The sequence below is a fragment of the Comamonas brasiliensis genome (assembly GCF_018292285.1).
GTDB lineage: Bacteria > Pseudomonadota > Gammaproteobacteria > Burkholderiales > Burkholderiaceae_C > Comamonas > Comamonas brasiliensis.
In genome coordinates this window covers 121,343-136,667 of the sequence record NZ_JAANES010000003.1, presented here as the reverse complement: position 1 = coordinate 136,667, position 15,325 = coordinate 121,343, and the positions used below count along the sequence as shown (strand labels likewise).

Genomic DNA, 15,325 nt, shown 5'->3' with positions numbered 1-15,325 from the left:
TGTGGTCGTGAGCGAGCAGCAAGGTCCTGAAAATTCACTGAGCCAGCAGCCTTCGGCAGACGAGGCCTCGGCCGATATGCGCCAGGCCCTGTTGGATGCGGGCAAGACCGAGTTTGCCAACTACGGCTATGACGGGGCGCGGCTGGAGCGCATTGCCGCCAGGGCGGGCTGCGCCAAGCGCATGCTGTATTACTACTTCGGCAACAAGAAGGATGTGTATCTCGCGGTCATAGAGCAGAGCTATTCGGATATCCGCGAGTCCGAGGAGCTGCTCAATCTCGATGCGCTGGAGCCCTTGCAGGCGCTGCATGCGCTGGCGCGCAAGAGTTTCGAGTATCACGAGCAGAACCGGGAGTTCACGCGTCTGGTGCTGCACGAGAATTTCCAGAGCGGAGAGATGCTGGGTCAGATCTCCAAGACCGAGCTGTTGCGCAAGGCGGCGCTGGAGCCTATCGAGCGCATCCTGCAGCGCGGCGTGGCGCAGGGCCTGTTCAGGGAGCAGCCGACCGCTGTCGATGTCCACTATCTGATTTCGGCCCTGTCCGGCTTCCGCGTGGATCATGCCGCGACCTGGCAGAGCCTGCTGCAGGTCGATCTGCTGGGGGAGAACTTGCGCGAGCGCCATCTGCAGCTGCTGCTCGATCAGCTCGGTGCTCTGGTGTGCAAGTCCCAGGTTCTAAAGCCGTAGCGCGTTCGCATAGCCTGTCATCTCCAGGTAGCCCTGGCCCACGCGACGGCTTGTGCCATCGGTGCCTATGCGCCGCAGCTCGCACAGGCCCTCCCAGTAAATGGCGCCGGTGCTGGCGCGGCTGTCCAGTTCCTGGTCGTCCACCAGTGCCTGAACTTCGAAACGGCCCGCCGGTGTCTGCACGCTCCAGGCCACGGGATAGCTGGCCTTGCTGTGCGGGCTGCTCCAGTGGCGCAGCGGCTCGAACCGCACCTGATCGGCGCCAAAGATTTGCGCGCTCTGGTTCGGTGCGCGAAATGAGCCGCCTGCCCAGAGTGCCGATCCATTGCGTCGGCGCAGATGAAAGGCAGTGAGGGCGCTGCCGTCATCGAGATTCATGCCTATCCAGTCCCAGCCTTGGGCTTCCGGGTCCATGATGGCAGCGCTGCATTCATGGTCGAGCCAGGCGCGGTTGTGTGCGCTGGCTTGCACAGGCAGCGACTGGCCGGCCACGGTGATGGAGCCGCCGACCTTGAGCTGAGGCTGGCTGTAGTAATAGCTGGCCTGTTCCTCTCGTGGACCTTTGCGTGACAGACCGTTGCTCCCCTGCAGCAGCAATGGCTGCGTGCTGTCAAATTCAAGATCCAGCGTGAAGTCCTTGGTTGTCAGCAAAGCCTGGTAACGGCTGGCCTGCACGGCGCTTTGGCCTTGCACGGAGCGACGCTGGAGATACCAGTCGTTGATATGCACATCGGTATCGCTCTCGCTGGCTCCGGCCAGACCCAGGCCCGCGCGCGCCATGCGCTGGTCGTGCAGCAGCTTGCGGCCCTCGACATCGCACAAGGCCGCATGGGCAAAGATCAGCTGCTTGGCCGCGAGTGTCGATTGCAGGCCTTGCGCGGCTTCGATGCGCGAGCGAAAGAAGGTCAGCTGAAAGCCCCAGGGCCTGCCGCCAGCCTGCAGCCGGCCGGTGATGTACCACCATTCGGTCTGCAGCTCGGGGTGGCTGCCGAAGTCGCGCGGAAACTGCAGGGTCTTGAGCGGCAAAGCCGAGGCTGGCAGAGGCAGGCTCAGGCCCGCCCACCCCAGACCGGCTGCAGCCAGCGTCTGCAGGGACTGCCTGCGTGAAAGGGCATGAGACGACGGTTGCGGGAGCTGGGAGGTCGCGGGCTGGTAAGGCATGACCGATTGTCGCCCAGCCGATCAGCGCAAAGCCATGACCCGAAGATCCTGCTTTGCGCGGCCTCAGCCGATATCGACCAGGGGAACGATCACCATCCAGCAGACCCCGAAGCGGTCGGTCACCATGCCAAAACGGCGTGCAAAAAACGTGGTGTCCAGCGCCATCTGTACTTGGCCGCCCTCGCCGATGGCAGCAAAGATACGATCGGCCTCATTCTCGCTGGGCGCGGTGATGGACAGTGAAAAACCTTTGAAGTCCGGCTTGCCGCCGTTCATGCCGTCGGATGCCATGATCTGCGTCTCGCCAATCTGGATATTGGCGTGCATGATTTTTTCGGGATCCATCTGTCCCGGGCCACAGCCTTGCTGGCTCGATGACTCGGGTTGCGGCGGAGCATCCTTGTAGCGCATCAGCATGGTGATCTCTGCCCCCAGAGCGGCCTGGTAGAAATCCAGGGCCTCTTCGCAGCGGCCATCGAAAAAGAGATAGGGCTGAATCTGCATACGAACTCCTCGCAGCGGTTAAGGTTTGATTGTGCGCTGCGCCATGGCGCAATCGTGTGAAAAACGGTGACAGGGGTGCAGGTATAGCTACCAGTCCTCCTTGACGGCCAGCACGGCATCGGCACTGGCGGCTCGGCGTCCGGCCAGCCACGCGGTGACGACGCCGGCCAGCACCACGGCAGCGCCCATTGCCAGCAGGCGCAGCATAGGCAGGCGAAGCTCCATGGTCCAGTGAAAGCTCTGCGGATTGACCACATGCACCAGGATCACCGCCACGCCCAGGCCCAGCAGCGTGCCGGCGATGGTGCCCAGCAGGGTCCAGGCCAGACCCTCGGCGGCAACCACGCTCAGCACATTGCGCCGTGTCAGGCCCAGATGGGCCAGCAGCCCGAATTCCTTGCGTCTGGCCAGTACCTGGGCGCTGAAGCTGGCCGCAATGCCGAACAGGCCTATGCCTATGGCCACGGCCTGCAGCCAGTAGGTGACGGCAAAGCTTCGATCAAAAATGCGCAAGGAGCGCTCGCGCAGCGCCTGGCTGCTGACAAATTCCAGCGCTGGGGGCGGCTGTCCCGGCGTGCTGAGGGCCTGCTCTATCGCCGCTTGCAGATTGGGACCCGGGGTCTCCGGCCAGATGGCAATCTCGCTTATCTGCGCCGCATTGCCTGCTTTGCCCACGAGCGCCAGATAGTCCTGCCAGTCCAGGGCGACGGCACCGAACTGACGCACATAGTCGCGCCACACGGATGCTATGTAAAAGGAAGCTGCTGGCGATTGCTGGTCAAGGGTTTGATGGCTGAAAGCCTTGGAAAGCAGCGGCCAGGTGTCGCCGGGCTTCAGGCCATAGAGCTGGGCCACGGCTTCGCTGATGTGCACGGCAATGCCCGGGCGCGTTTCCTGGATGGGGCCCTCGACCCAGGGCAGCTGCATGGCCTGCTCGCCTCGCAGCGGGCGAATCAGCAGGCTGATGGCCGGGCGCTCGGGGCTCAGTACCAGCTGGCTGCTGCGCATGGCCTGGGCACGCGCTATGCCGGGCAGCAGCTCCAGGCGCTGCGCCGCATCGGCCGGCAGCAGGGCAGCATCGACACGGCTGGAGCCGCCTGCCGCGCGTACATACAGGGGAGCGGGCAACACGGCATCCAGCCACTCCATCATGCTGCCGCGAAAGCTGGTGACCATCACCGTCAGGGCTACGGCCAGGCTCAGGCTGGCCACCACGCCGCCTACGGCCACGGTGGTGGCGTGGCGCATGCGCCGCGCTCGCTCCAGTGCCAGCATGGCCAGCGGCTGGCGTGAAAAGGCATTGGGTACCAGTGCCAGCACCGCACCCAGCAACCAGGGCAGGGCTGACATGCCGCCCAGCAACAGCAGGCCCACGGCCACATAGGCGGCCAGCGGGACACCTGCGACCGGCGGCATAAAGGCCAGCGCCAGGCTGGCTGCGAGCAGTGTGACAGCGGGCCACAGGCGCGGAGCGCTCTCGTGCGTGCTGCCCAGCCCCTTGAGCGTGGCCGCGGGTGGCAGGTCCATGGCGGCGCGTGCAGGCCACCAGGCGCCGGCCAGCGTGGCGGCAAGGCCCAGCAGGCCGAAGATCAGCGCTGCCGCAGGACTCCAGTGCAGGGCGGGCTGCACGCCGGCAAAGAATCCGCCGCCCAGATCGCCGCCCAGCACCTGCAGCGCCAGCCATGCCAGTGCCGTACCCAGCGCAATACCGGCCAGGCTGCCCAGAGTTCCCAGCGCCAGCGCTTCCAGCAGCACCAGTGCCATGCGCTGGCGCGGCGTGGCACCCAGCACGGCCAGCAGCGCAAACTGCGGCGCGCGCTGAGCCACGCTGAGTGCCAGTACCGAGAACACCAGAAACGCTCCCGTGAACAAGGCCACCAGCGCCAGCACCGTGAGGTTGACGCGGTAGGCGCGCGACATCTCGCGCACGCGCTGCTGATCGTCGCTGGGCTGCTGGATCAGTATCTGGTCTTGCCAGGCCGCCAATGCGTGCAGGGCGACGCTTACCTGGCTGCGGCTGGCGCTGTCGGTCAGCAATAGGTCCAGCCGGTCGATGCGGTCAAACAGGCCGAGCTTCTGCTGTAGTGCGGCAATGTCCATGACTGCGACTGGTGCGCCGCTGGCGGCGACCGTGCCCGCAATGCGCAACTGCTGGGCCTGGCCGTTGAGCAGCCATTGCATGGGAGCGTTGACGGCCTGCTCAGGACTCAGTCGCAGGGCCTGCAAGGCGGCGGCATTGAGAAACACGGCGTCGGGAGCAAACAGATCAAGACGGTCGCCGCCCTCAAACAAACGCGGCATCAGTGCCGGGGCGACAGGGGTTAACTTGAGGGCATCGCTGCCGAGCACGCGCAAGCTCACGCCCTGCGCTGCCCCTTGCGTGCCGCGCGTCTGCGGGTCTGCGCTGCTGCCGGGCAGCAGCACCGTGGTTTCGACCCAGGGCACGGCGCTGGCGACGCCCGGGGTCTGCGCCACCTGGGGGTAGAGCGCCAGCGGCAGGCCGCCCTGCATGGCGTGCAGCTGCAGATCAGGCTGGCCGTTGACGCTGCGCACCGCCCTGGAGAATTCGTCCAGTGCCGACTGGTTGATCACATGGACGGCAAAGCCCAGCGCCACGCCCAGCATAATGGCAATCAGCGCCGTGGCCGTACGCCAGGGGTGCTGGCGCAACTCCTGCCAGGAGAAGCTGGTCAGCAGCGATAGAAGCGGGGCGCGTGAAGTCACAGGCTTAGCGCACTTTGCTGCGATGTCGAGAGCTCGGCCTGCATTCCGTCGGCCGTCAGCCGCAGCACGCGGTCGGCGCGCCTGGCCGCTTCTGCGGAATGGGTGACCAGCACCAGCGCCGTGCCGTTTTCGCGGGTTTGCTGCAGCAGCAAATCCATGATCTGCTGAGCAGTAGACGGATCCAGATTGCCCGTGGGCTCATCGGCCAGCAGCAGAGGCGGTGAATGCACCAGGGCACGTGCTATGGCTACGCGCTGCAGCTGGCCGCCGCTGAGCTGCTGGGGCAGGCGCTGGCCCAGACCTGCGAGTCCCACGGCTTGCAGTACCTGCTGCACGCGCTGCTGACCCTGGTCATCCATGCGTCCCAGCAGCATCAGCGGCAGGGCAATGTTCTGCGCCACATCGAGATGGGGCAGGACATGAAAGGCCTGGAACACAAAGCCCAGATGCGCGCGCCGCCAGATGGCGCGCCGGGCTTCATCGAGCGTGGACAGATCCGTGCCGCTGTGCAGAACCCGGCCTTGCTGCCAGCTGTCCAGCCCGGCCAGACAGTTGAGAAAGGTGGACTTGCCCACGCCGGAGTTGCCGACGATGGCGACAAATTCGCCGGCGGCGATCTCGCAGCTCACCTGCGCGAAGACTGTGGTCTGGGCCTCTGCCTCGCCATAGCGTTTGGCAAGGTCGCTGACCTGCAGCAGCGGATGGGCGTGGGGTGAGTCGGTGGCAGTCATGCAGCGATCTTAACGATGGACGCTGCTGCGGAAGGTCCTTAGCCTGCGGCCTGCTGTGCTGCGTCAATGGCTGCCATGGCAGCATCCAGCAATTGCTGCTGGGCGCTGGGCGCATCGCAGGCAATGGCATGGCGCTGGGGCATGGAGCGCAACCAGGTGATCTGGCGCTTGGCCAGCTGGCGTGTGGAGGCGATGCCGCGCTCGCGCAGGCCCGTCATGTCCAGGGGTTTGCCGGGATCGGCCTCCAGAGCGTCCAGCACTTCCCAGGCCTGGCGATAGCCCACGCAGCGCATCGAGGGCAGGTCCAGATGCAGGTCGCCGCGCGCGCGCAGGCCGCGCACTTCGTCGAGGAAGCCTTGCTCCAGCATCAGATCAAAGCGCAGCGCAATGCGCTGGTGCAGCCAGGCTCGCTCTGCAGGCTCCAGAGAGAAAAGCGTTGCAAGTCCCATCTGTTCGGCAGGGCCCGTCTTTTTCCTGGTCGTGTGAAAGCTTGAAAGCGGTTTGCCCGAGACATGCCAGACCTCGAGTGCGCGCTGGATGCGCTGGCTGTCGCCGGGTGCCAGGCGTGCTGCCGTGACGGGGTCCACCTCGGCCAGTCTGACATGCATGGCGGGCCAGCCCAGCTCGGCGGCCTGCGCGTCCAGCATGGCGCGCACTTCGGGGTTCGCTGCGGGCATATCGTCCAGCCCGTCCATCAGCGCCTTGAAGTACAGCATGGTGCCTCCCACCAGCAGAGGTATGGCCTGGCGGGCACGGATGGCGTCCACCAGCGCCTGCGTGTCCCGCACGAACTCGGCCGCACTGTAGGCCTGCAGCGGATCAATGATGTCGATGAGGTGATGCGGGACGGCGGCCAGCTCTGCCGCCGTGGGCTTGGCCGTGCCGATGTCCATGCCTTTGTAGACCAGGGCCGAATCCACGCTGATGATCTCGGCCTTCTGACCGCGTTGCGCCAGCCGCTCGGCCAATGCCAGCGCTGCCGCAGTCTTGCCCGAGGCAGTGGGGCCGGCAATGGCGATACAGGGCAGGGCGTGGGCAGCAGTCATGGGGCGAAATCCGTACAGGTCAAAGCACAAGAACCAATGACCGTCGGTCATTGGTTCTTGCTGGTGGTGAAGGATAACGCAGCCTACCGCCTTGCGGCTGCGGCGGGACTTAGTGACCTGCCCAGCCTAGCCCTGGCTCAGCCGTGCCGGCACATAGCGGTCGGCCTGAATATCGGGCGAGAGGCCGTGGCTGTAGCTTTCGGCCGTGATGGGCAGCAATTGCTCGTTCCACTCCTCCCATTGCCTGCGCAGATTGGCAAAGATTTCTGGCTGATGCTCCTTGAGATTGGCGCGCTCGCGGGTGTCCTCCTCCACATTGAACAAGAACTCGTTGTCGTTGATCTTGAGGTATTTCCAGGGCCCCTGGCGCACGGCACGCTGGGCCTGTGATTTGTAGCGCCAGAACAGGCTGCGCTCGGTGTGAGCCGCATGGCCTTCCAGTATGGGCAGGATGTTCTGGCCATCGCTTGGGAAGTCGGGATGCGGCCTGGCACCTGCCGCGGCCAGCAGCGTGGGCAGCCAGTCAAAGCTGGCGGTGACCTGTTCCTGAACCTGGGGCTGGATGCGGGCGCTCCAGCGCAGCAGCGTAGGTACGCGGATGCCGCCTTCCAGCAGCTCGGTCTTCTGGCCCGTGAAGGGCCAGGTCTTGGAAAAGCGTTCGCCGCCGTTGTCGCTGGTGAAGATGACGATGGTGTTGTCGGCCTGACCGGTGTCATCAAGCGCCTGCAGCACCTGGCCCACGGCCTTGTCCAGGGCCTCGACGATCTCGCCATATTTCTTCAGGCTGCCGCCGTCGTAGTGGAACAGGTCCTTGATGCTGTGCGCGACATGCTCGTCGTCGGGCCCTTCCCAGGGCCAGTGCGGTGCCGTGAAGTGCAGCGACAGGAAAAATGGCTTGTCCTGGCCCTTGCGCTCCTGCACATAGCGCGTGGCTTCATCCCCCAGGATGTAGGTGTAGTAGCCCGTGCGCTCCACGGGCTCGTTGCCTTGCCAGAGGTCGGGGCTGAACTGCTCGCCCACACCGGGCTTGTGCGTGAAGTAGTCGATGGCGCCGCTGTGGTTGCCGAAGAAATAGTCGTAGCCGCTGCGCTGCGGGCCATAGGCGGGCGGCTTGCCCAGGTGCCATTTGCCTATCAGTGCCGTGTCGTAGCCCGCTTGCTTGAGCAGCGATGGCAGCGTGGGGTGATCGGCCGGCAGGCCGAGTTGCGCACCATGGCGGGCCAGCGGCTCTTCGAGCCCGGCCTGAAGCCGGTACTGATAGCGCCCGGTGATCAGCGCAATGCGTGTGGCCGAGCAGACGGCCGAGTTGGCATAGGCCTGATTGAAGCGCACGCCCTGAGCGGCGAGGCGGTCCAGGTGCGGGGTCTTGAAATCGGTGGCGCCATAGACGCCCAGGTCGGCCCAGCCCAGATCGTCGGCCAGGATGAAAACGATATTCGGTGCAGTCATGAGTCGGTCGTTGTGCTTATTCGATGGCAAAGCCGGAGTTGGTGATCACGGGACGCCACTTGGCGACTTCGGCCACGCGCAGCTGTTCCAGCGCCTGCGGCGTGCGCGGATCGGGCTGCAGGGACAGCTCGGCCCATTTGGGCTGCAGCTTGGGGTCCAGCAACGCGTGGTTGACGGCGCGGTTGACGGTGGCAATGGCTTCGGGCGAAGTGCCTTTGCGTGCCCACAGGCTGTACCAGCCGCTGCCTGTGGCCTTGGGGTAGCCGGCTTCGGCAAAGGTCGGCACATCGGGCAGTTCGCGGCCGCGCTGGCTGCCGAAAGTGCCCAGAATGCGGACCTTGCCTTCCTTGTGCAGCGGCGCCAGCTCGCTGGTGGTCTGGATGGCGGAGGCCAGCTGGCCGCTGATCAGATCGGTCATCATGGCCGGGCCACCCTTGTAGGGCACATGCACGATGTTGACGCCGGCCGCTTCGCCCAGCAGCAGACCGAAGAAATGCGGCAGGCTGCCCACGGCAGGGCTGCCAAAGTTGGCTTTTTCGGGGTTGGCCTTGAGCCAGGCCACATATTCCTGAATATTGCGCGCCGGATGCCTGGCGGGGACGGCCAGCCCGAACTGGAAATGCGCGAGCAGACCCACCGGAGAGAAGTCGCGAGCAGGATCGTAGCCGGGCTTTTTGTAGACGATCTGCGAGAGCACCGGGGTGATCAGCGGGGCGATCAGATAGGTGCTGCCGTCGCTGGGGGCGTTGAGCAGGGTCTGTGCGGCAATCTGGCCGTTGGCGCCGGGCTTGTTGTCCACCACCACATAGTGGCTCTTGCCCAGCTGTGCGGCGATGCTTTCGGCCAGCACACGTGCCAGCAGATCGATGCCACCGCCTGCGCCAAAGCCCACCAGAATGCGGCTGGCCTGAGGAACGGCGGAGCTCTCGGCGGCCTTGGCCAGAGAGTTCAGGGAAAAACCAGCAGAGCTGGCGGCGAGCAGCGATTGCTGCAGAAAAGAGCGGCGGGAATGCATGGCTGGAGATCACGGAAGTGCGGCGCTTTGGCCAGTCCAGGCATTCTCAAAAAATCTCTATAAAAAGAAAAATAATAAAAATTGGTTTTTAAATAACCTAAACATCTTATTTCAAATCATGATTTGCTGATGCCAAAACGCTGTACCAGCGTCCATGCCGTGATCGCCGTGCAGGCTGACCAGAACCAGATGCCAAAGGCCAGCGGCATGGTGGAATCCGCATCCAGATTCAGTCCCAGCCAATGTCCCATGGCAAACGCCATGAGCATCATCACCAGGCCGTTGATCGCCGAGGCCGTACCCGCTGCCTGGGGGAAAGGCGCGATGGCATTGCTTTGTCCGCAGGGCATGTGAATGCCGTGGGCGATCTGGTAGAGGCAGAAGGGCAGGGCATAGGCCCAGATGCTGCGCAGATCAGTCAGGGCCGCCAGGCCCATGATGGAGCCGGCCGTCAGCGACAGCACCCCCGCTACGGCCACGGCGCGCCGCACGCTCATGCTGCGCAGCAGACGGCGGCAGGCAAAGGTGCCGGCGATATAGCACAGCGCGTTGCCGCCCAGCATCAGCCCGTATTGCGTACGCTCCATATGCAGCACGTTGATGTAGGTGAACGAAGAGGCCGCCAGATTGGTGAACAGGCCCGCATAGCTGAAGCAGGTCAGCAGGTTGTAGGCCTGGAACATGGGGTTGCGCACAATGCGCGACCAGGTGCGCAGCAGATTGCCCGCTTGCAGCGCCTGCGGGTTGCGCTGGGGAATCGATTCCCTGAAGCGCAGTACCACCAGCAGCCAGGCCAGGCAGCCCATGAAGGCCTGGGCCAGCATGGTGGAGCGCCAGCCCAGCCAGCCCAGCCAGCCCACGAGCAAGCTGCCGCTGATGGGCGCCAGAAAGGCCAGCACGCCCAGGCCCGTCAGCGCCTTGGACATGACTTGAGCGCCCATATGCGGGGCATAGAGATCGCGGACCACGGCACGCGCGCACATCACACCGGCGCCCAGGGCTGCGCCTTGCAGGCTGCGCCAGGCAATCAAGGCTTCCATGCTCTGGGCGCTGGCGCAGCCCAGAGCGGCGATCACATAGCCGCTGATGCCCAGCAGCAGGACGGGGCGGCGGCCCAGCCGGTCAGACAGCGGGCCCCAGAGAATCTGCGAGCAGCCAAAGGCCAGCAAAAAGCCGGTCAGTGTCAGCTGGGCCTGGGAGACATGGGCGCCAAAGCCTTGCTGCAGCTGAGGCAGGGCGGGCAGATAGAGATCGGTTGCCAGTGGCTGAAGGCCTAGCAGCAGCCCCAGTGTGAGAATCACGAAAACTGCAGATTCAGGAGCACTCTTCGCTTGCTCATCAAGAGATTGAGCGGGATTTGGCTTTGAATTAAGGGCAGGCGGAGCAGACATAGCCAGACAGACTATCAGAGCCTGTCGATTGATCCGTATGCTGACGAGACAGTATGTGGCGATGTCGCTCAGCGCGGATTCAGGCCGAACAGCTCATGCAGTGCCTGGCGATATTGCACCAGTGCCCTGGACTGGGTGTTGTGATGGCTGGCGCCCTCGACCAGGATCAGGCGCTTGGGCTCGCGCGCTGCATCGAACAGCTGCTGGCCCAGCCGGGCCGGAATCAGCGGGTCTGCCGTGCCGTGCACGACCAGCAGCGGCGAGCCGATGTCTGCCACCCTGTCGACGGAGTTAAAGCGCTGCGTGATCAACCAGTTCACGGGCAGCCAGCCCCAGCGCATGGAGTCGAAGACATCGGGAATGCTGGTGAAGGTGGACTCGACCAGCACCCCGCTTTCGTCCTTGACGGAGCTGGCCAGATCGATAGCGACGGCGCCGCCCAGCGAGTGGCCAAAGATATAGCGCGGCCTGCCTGCGGCCTTGCGGCCCAGCCAGTCCCAGGCAGCGCGCGCGTCCTCGGCGGCCGAGGCCTGCGAGGGCAGGGCCGCGCTGCTCTTGCCAAAGCCGCGGTAGTCCACGGCCAGCACCGAAAAGCCCATGGCCTGCAGGCGCCGTATGCGGGGCGAGGAGCCCGTCACATTCCAGCGCGCTCCATGCAGAAACAGCAGCAGCGGGGCACGTGCATCGCTGGATGGCATCCAGAGGGCGTGCAGCCTGGCGGTGCTGCCGTCGCGGCTGCGAAAGTCTATCCATTGCTCCTGCATGCCGGCCGTGTTGGCTCCGGGCCAGCTGCGGTCGCTGGGCTGAAAAATCCAGACCCGCTGCCGGGCATCGATCTCGCGCATGCCCCAGATCGCGAGCGCCAGCAGCAAGGCCAGACCGAGTGCTGCCGCGAGGCGGCGGGGGCTGCAGAAGCGTGGGGTCTTGGACATGGAAGGAGTGCGACGGAAGAGGGCGGCTGTCAAGTGCTGTGCAAGTATGGCTGTCTGACCTGGCCTCAGTCATCTGGAGTGCATGAATTGGCGATATTCTTGCGGGTGTTTCAAACCGCAAATGCATAGCTGGTTGCGCAGAGTTTGCGAGCGTTTGAAGCCTGTCTGAAGGATTAGTTCACTATGTCGATCTGCCTGGGTCTTGCCGCCAACAAACTCCACCACCAAACCGAGGACGCCGCGCTGTTTGCCCTGCTGCGCGCCTGCGAGGCCGGAATTCGCGAGCTCAAGCTGGGCTTCCATACCGTGGGCCGCACCTATGACGCCATCACGGCGGCCAGCATGCTCCAGGGCTACAGAGGCCTGGTGCGCTACCCCTATGGCCGCGAGGGCGGTCTCATGAGGCTGGTGGCCGAAGTGGTCGGCATGGAGGGTGACGAGCGCACTCTCGATGGCGCCATCTACCTGATGGACCCGGTGGACCCGTCGTCCATCTTCCCCGAAGCCCTGGCCTTGAAGCGCCAGTGCGTGATTCACGGCAAGCCTTTTCTTTCCACGGTCGCCTCCACGCGCGACTGGATCGAGATGGAGCGCATTCACGCCGGTCTGGCGCGTGACCGCAATGCCGACCGCTTTCACGACTATGAGAACCAGACGCTGGCGCTGATCGCCCACGATGCCATGAAGCCCACGATGCTGGACTTTGCCGCGCGCAATTTCGAGCTGCTCAGCCGCTACCGCCGCCGCGTGGGCACGGGCACCACGGGTCAGAAGCTCAACGAGATGGCATGGAGCAAGGGCTGGCCTGCCGACAAGCCCTGGGTGGATCGTTACAACAGCGGCCCGCTGGGCGGCGATGCGCAGATTGCCGATCTGGTGCTGGAAAAGCGTTGCCACCGCGCCATCTTCTTCGAAGACCCGCATGTGGCACGCCAGCACGAAGCCGATATCCAGCTGCTGGAGCGCGCCGTGACAACGGTCACGCACGATGCCGTCTGCAGCACCTCGCCCCAGGTGGCGCAGCGCTGGTGCGATGCGGCCGTAAAGCGTGCGGGCTGAGGCGAGCCGCTGAGCGCTACTGGCGGCTGCGGTAGCGCTTGAGCTCGGCCTGCAGCCAGCTGGCGCTGGATTCAGCTTCCTTGCCGCTGCAGCGCACCAGATAGGGCTTGTGGCTGATGCTGCTTTGCGTGCCTGCGCGGGCAATGAAGTCCTCGGCCGTTTCCACCCAGCCCTTTTTGAGCAGATAGTCGTATTTGCTGCGCAGATGCTCGGCGGCCTTGTTGCTGTCATGCCAGCTGCCATTGCGCTGGAACTCGCAGCCCGAGTTTTTGAGATGGCCGATCAGGTGCTCGATCTCCTGAGTTGCCCCAGGTGCAGGCGATGCGGCGAGGCTCAAGGCGCTGGCTGCAGACAGCAGCAAGGCGGTAATGGTGTGCTTCATGGAGCAGATCGTACAAAAGTCCGGAAGGCACCAGGCTTGCAATAGCGGGCGGCAGCTTTTGGCGTCACTTCACTTTCGTTGGTGCATCGCCGGACTTTCGCTTTTCTGGCCGCCGGGCTCAGGAGGCATCAGTGCCTTAGTCCGGCTGAGAAAGGGGTGAGCTCCATCCGGTCCCGTCCCTTTCGTTTCGATGCGTAGAGCGCGTCATCGGCTCGCTTGAGCCAGTGCGACAACTCCATGTCGGGCTGATCGAACAAGGACGCGCCTATGCTCAGGGATACCGGCTCCGGTGTCGCGAACATCGTGCGCGCCTGCTGCGCGAACGCCTCGCGCAAGTCCTGGCCCAGTGCCTGCGCGGCGGCACCCGAGATGCCGCGCAGCAGAATCACGAACTCGTCCCCGCCCAGCCTAGCGGCCAGCGAGCCGTGGGGCAGCGCGCCACGGATGAGGTCGGCGAGGGTCACCAGCAGCCGGTCGCCGGCGTCGTGCCCGTGCAGGTCGTTGACCTGCTTGAAGTGGTCTATGTCTATCAGCAGCAGGGCGCCAGGACTGGCCAGTGAGGCCTGCTTCAGCAGCTGAGGTGCGCGCAGATAGAGAGCGCGACGGTTGTCCAGAGCGGTCAGCGGGTCGCGGGCGGCGATCTGTGCGATGCGTTCCTCGCGGCGATGGCGCTCGGTGCCGATCATGGACATTGCGAGCAGCATGATCGCCATCGCGCCTTCCACCAGTGACACCAGAATGACCGTGCCGCGGAAACCGGCCAGGTTGACAAAAGTGTCCAGCACCACGGGCGAGGCGGCCTTGGCGAGGTAGAACAGTCCGTGTGCCAGCAGCACGAAGCGCAGCTGCGCCGCCCCCACGCTCAGCGCGCCGCCCTGCGGGCGCAGCAGCAGGCCGGCGCGCAAGGTGATGATGGCAATGAGCAGCGACTGGATGCCCAGCATCGCCCTGGACCACCAGGGTCCCTCGGGCAGAAACAGCATCGCCAGCCAGACGACGGCCAGCAGCCACCAGGCGCGCGGCAGCCGGACGCGTGTGAATCGGGCGACGCCTGCCAGGAACAGCCAGTGGGCGGTGATCAGCATGCCGTTGGGAAACCAGATGCCGAACAGCACATAGCCACGGGAGCGCAGCAGTGCCAGCACACAGCCCACGGCGATGATGGCAAACCCTGCGCCCCAGAGCAGCAGCGAACGTTCGCGTACGCTGCTCCATTCGGCGGCCAGGTACAACGCCGAGGCGGCAGCCATGGCCGAGGTGAGGACGAGCAGGGTGAAGGGGTCGAGAGCCATGGACGATGAATGTATCGACGCAGGCGGCTCCGTGTGAGAGCCGACTGGCCAGGAGCAATGCACGGCAGCGGATCCGCTGCTCGGCGATGGTCGGGGCCGTGGCACTGCAATAGAGCGGCGCCGCATGCGCGGCGAATTGTCGCAGGATGCGGATTTTCTGGCATCCACTGTGGGCCGGGCCGGAAGGGTATATCGGATCGAGGCGGGCTGTCTGACGGGCAGCTGCGGCTATCGGCAGGCCTTTCTCGCCGAGCAGCCGCATCAGGCCCTGCCGCCTGAGCTCGCCATGGCGGCAGCATATTCACCGCGCCTGCGACCGCTTCGGCGGAGGCAGTCCAATCATGCAGGTCTGACCCCGCTCATGCCGTCAATGCCTCAGCCATGCCGGAGGCCGGAAGTGCTGCGCCATTCCGCCGCCGGGCACCGTCGTTTGGCGCTCAGGGGGCCGGTGTGGCCAGCGGCTTGCCCTTCTCCACCACATACACACCAATCAGCTTGACCGTGCCATTGCTGGCATTGTGTGCGTCATGGATCACGCCAGCCGGCACGACAAAGCTCTCGCCGGCCTTGAGCGTGCGCGGCGGCTGGCCGTCGATCAGCAGATCGACCTCGCCCTCGCTGATATAGCTGATCTCGTCGCCGGGGTGGGTATGGCGGCCCGCGCGCGAGCCGGGGGCAACCTCCACCTTGGCGACCACGGCTTCGCGGCCCGGTACTGACACATCGGCCTTGCCGACCATGGTCCGGGACAGGCCTCCGGTTTGGGCCGCACCTGGCTGGGCCGCACTCGGCTGGGGCATGCCCGCCTGGGCCAGGGCGCTTTGGCTGAACAGCATGAAGGCGCTGCTGCAAAGCAGGCTGGAAAAGCTGGCGCGGCGAATCAAGGACATGAAATTACCCTCCAAGGTTTTTGACGGAGACAGGTGGTGAAACCTGTCACTTGTACCGGGA

Annotated in this window: 14 protein-coding genes; 2 read left to right on the top strand and 12 right to left on the bottom strand. The window is 64.8% G+C overall.

The window, feature by feature from the left end:
* The first annotated feature begins 7 nt into the window (after positions 1-7).
* On the top strand, positions 8-688 hold the full coding sequence (locus DJFAAGMI_RS13265) for a TetR family transcriptional regulator (protein WP_211457513.1): 681 nt from the start codon (positions 8-10) through the stop codon (positions 686-688).
* On the opposite strand, the gene DJFAAGMI_RS13260 is transcribed toward DJFAAGMI_RS13265, so the two are convergent.
* The 9 genes from DJFAAGMI_RS13260 to DJFAAGMI_RS13220 all read right to left on the bottom strand — a co-directional run bounded on the left by DJFAAGMI_RS13260 (position 677) and on the right by DJFAAGMI_RS13220 (position 11,641).
* A complete protein-coding gene (locus tag DJFAAGMI_RS13260; protein ID WP_211457512.1) occupies positions 677-1,849 on the bottom strand; it encodes a lipocalin-like domain-containing protein in 1,173 nt (390 codons plus the stop codon). The genes DJFAAGMI_RS13265 and DJFAAGMI_RS13260 overlap by 12 nt on opposite strands.
* 63 nt (positions 1,850-1,912) lie before the next feature.
* Positions 1,913-2,353, bottom strand: a complete 441-nt coding sequence (locus DJFAAGMI_RS13255) for a VOC family protein (RefSeq protein ID WP_211457511.1) — start codon at positions 2,351-2,353, stop codon at positions 1,913-1,915.
* 87 nt (positions 2,354-2,440) lie between these two features.
* On the bottom strand, positions 2,441-5,077 hold the full coding sequence (locus DJFAAGMI_RS13250) for an FtsX-like permease family protein (protein WP_211457510.1): 2,637 nt from the start codon (positions 5,075-5,077) through the stop codon (positions 2,441-2,443).
* On the bottom strand, positions 5,074-5,808 hold the full coding sequence (locus DJFAAGMI_RS13245) for an ABC transporter ATP-binding protein (RefSeq protein WP_211457509.1): 735 nt from the start codon (positions 5,806-5,808) through the stop codon (positions 5,074-5,076). Before DJFAAGMI_RS13245 ends, DJFAAGMI_RS13250 begins: the two co-directional genes overlap by 4 nt.
* Positions 5,809-5,846: 38 nt before the next feature.
* Complete coding sequence (gene miaA / locus DJFAAGMI_RS13240) at positions 5,847-6,854, bottom strand: tRNA (adenosine(37)-N6)-dimethylallyltransferase MiaA (protein ID WP_211457508.1); 1,008 nt, start codon at positions 6,852-6,854, stop codon at positions 5,847-5,849.
* Positions 6,855-6,980: 126 nt separating this feature from the next.
* Complete coding sequence (locus DJFAAGMI_RS13235; RefSeq protein ID WP_211457507.1) at positions 6,981-8,303, bottom strand: sulfatase family protein; 1,323 nt, start codon at positions 8,301-8,303, stop codon at positions 6,981-6,983.
* A 16-nt stretch (positions 8,304-8,319) separates the two neighbouring features.
* Positions 8,320-9,318 (bottom strand): tripartite tricarboxylate transporter substrate-binding protein, encoded by a 999-nt coding sequence (locus tag DJFAAGMI_RS13230; RefSeq protein ID WP_211457506.1) that lies wholly within the window; start codon positions 9,316-9,318, stop codon positions 8,320-8,322.
* A gap of 116 nt (positions 9,319-9,434) precedes the next feature.
* Positions 9,435-10,619 (bottom strand): multidrug effflux MFS transporter, encoded by a 1,185-nt coding sequence (locus DJFAAGMI_RS13225; protein WP_211457505.1) that lies wholly within the window; start codon positions 10,617-10,619, stop codon positions 9,435-9,437.
* Between the two features lie 158 nt (positions 10,620-10,777).
* On the bottom strand, positions 10,778-11,641 hold the full coding sequence (locus tag DJFAAGMI_RS13220; protein WP_211457504.1) for an alpha/beta hydrolase: 864 nt from the start codon (positions 11,639-11,641) through the stop codon (positions 10,778-10,780).
* A gap of 183 nt (positions 11,642-11,824) precedes the next feature.
* On the opposite strand from DJFAAGMI_RS13220, the gene DJFAAGMI_RS13215 reads away from it, so the two are divergent.
* Positions 11,825-12,700 carry a methylglyoxal synthase gene (locus DJFAAGMI_RS13215; protein WP_019043766.1) on the top strand — a complete coding sequence of 292 codons (876 nt, stop codon included), beginning with the start codon at positions 11,825-11,827 and terminating at the stop codon, positions 12,698-12,700.
* Positions 12,701-12,716: 16 nt separating this feature from the next.
* On the opposite strand, the gene DJFAAGMI_RS13210 is transcribed toward DJFAAGMI_RS13215, so the two are convergent.
* From DJFAAGMI_RS13210 to DJFAAGMI_RS13200, 3 genes are all read right to left on the bottom strand, one after another.
* On the bottom strand, positions 12,717-13,082 hold the full coding sequence (locus DJFAAGMI_RS13210; RefSeq protein WP_211457503.1) for a YfeK family protein: 366 nt from the start codon (positions 13,080-13,082) through the stop codon (positions 12,717-12,719).
* Positions 13,083-13,210: 128 nt separating this feature from the next.
* Positions 13,211-14,374: a GGDEF domain-containing protein gene (locus tag DJFAAGMI_RS13205; protein ID WP_211457502.1), complete on the bottom strand. Its 1,164-nt coding sequence runs from the start codon at positions 14,372-14,374 to the stop codon at positions 13,211-13,213.
* Between the two features lie 437 nt (positions 14,375-14,811).
* The gene (locus DJFAAGMI_RS13200) at positions 14,812-15,264 is read right to left on the bottom strand and encodes a cupin domain-containing protein (RefSeq protein WP_211457501.1); all 453 of its coding nucleotides are present in this window, start codon (positions 15,262-15,264) and stop codon (positions 14,812-14,814) included.
* Positions 15,265-15,325: the final 61 nt, after the last annotated feature.

Excerpts from the sequence above, each read along its gene's own strand:
- DJFAAGMI_RS13255 (WP_211457511.1), bottom strand. The coding sequence starts at position 2,353 with ATGCAGATTCAGCCCTATCTCTTTTTCGATGGCCGCTGCGAAGAGGCC.
- DJFAAGMI_RS13200 (WP_211457501.1), bottom strand. The coding sequence starts at position 15,264 with ATGTCCTTGATTCGCCGCGCCAGCTTTTCCAGCCTGCTTTGCAGCAGC.
- DJFAAGMI_RS13235 (WP_211457507.1), bottom strand. The coding sequence starts at position 8,303 with ATGACTGCACCGAATATCGTTTTCATCCTGGCCGACGATCTGGGCTGG.
- DJFAAGMI_RS13230 (WP_211457506.1), bottom strand. The coding sequence starts at position 9,318 with ATGCATTCCCGCCGCTCTTTTCTGCAGCAATCGCTGCTCGCCGCCAGC.
- DJFAAGMI_RS13260 (WP_211457512.1), bottom strand. The coding sequence starts at position 1,849 with ATGCCTTACCAGCCCGCGACCTCCCAGCTCCCGCAACCGTCGTCTCAT.
- DJFAAGMI_RS13210 (WP_211457503.1), bottom strand. The coding sequence starts at position 13,082 with ATGAAGCACACCATTACCGCCTTGCTGCTGTCTGCAGCCAGCGCCTTG.
- DJFAAGMI_RS13220 (WP_211457504.1), bottom strand. The coding sequence starts at position 11,641 with ATGTCCAAGACCCCACGCTTCTGCAGCCCCCGCCGCCTCGCGGCAGCA.
- DJFAAGMI_RS13215 (WP_019043766.1), top strand. The coding sequence starts at position 11,825 with ATGTCGATCTGCCTGGGTCTTGCCGCCAACAAACTCCACCACCAAACC.
- DJFAAGMI_RS13205 (WP_211457502.1), bottom strand. The coding sequence starts at position 14,374 with ATGGCTCTCGACCCCTTCACCCTGCTCGTCCTCACCTCGGCCATGGCT.
- miaA (WP_211457508.1), bottom strand. The coding sequence starts at position 6,854 with ATGACTGCTGCCCACGCCCTGCCCTGTATCGCCATTGCCGGCCCCACT.
- DJFAAGMI_RS13245 (WP_211457509.1), bottom strand. The coding sequence starts at position 5,808 with ATGACTGCCACCGACTCACCCCACGCCCATCCGCTGCTGCAGGTCAGC.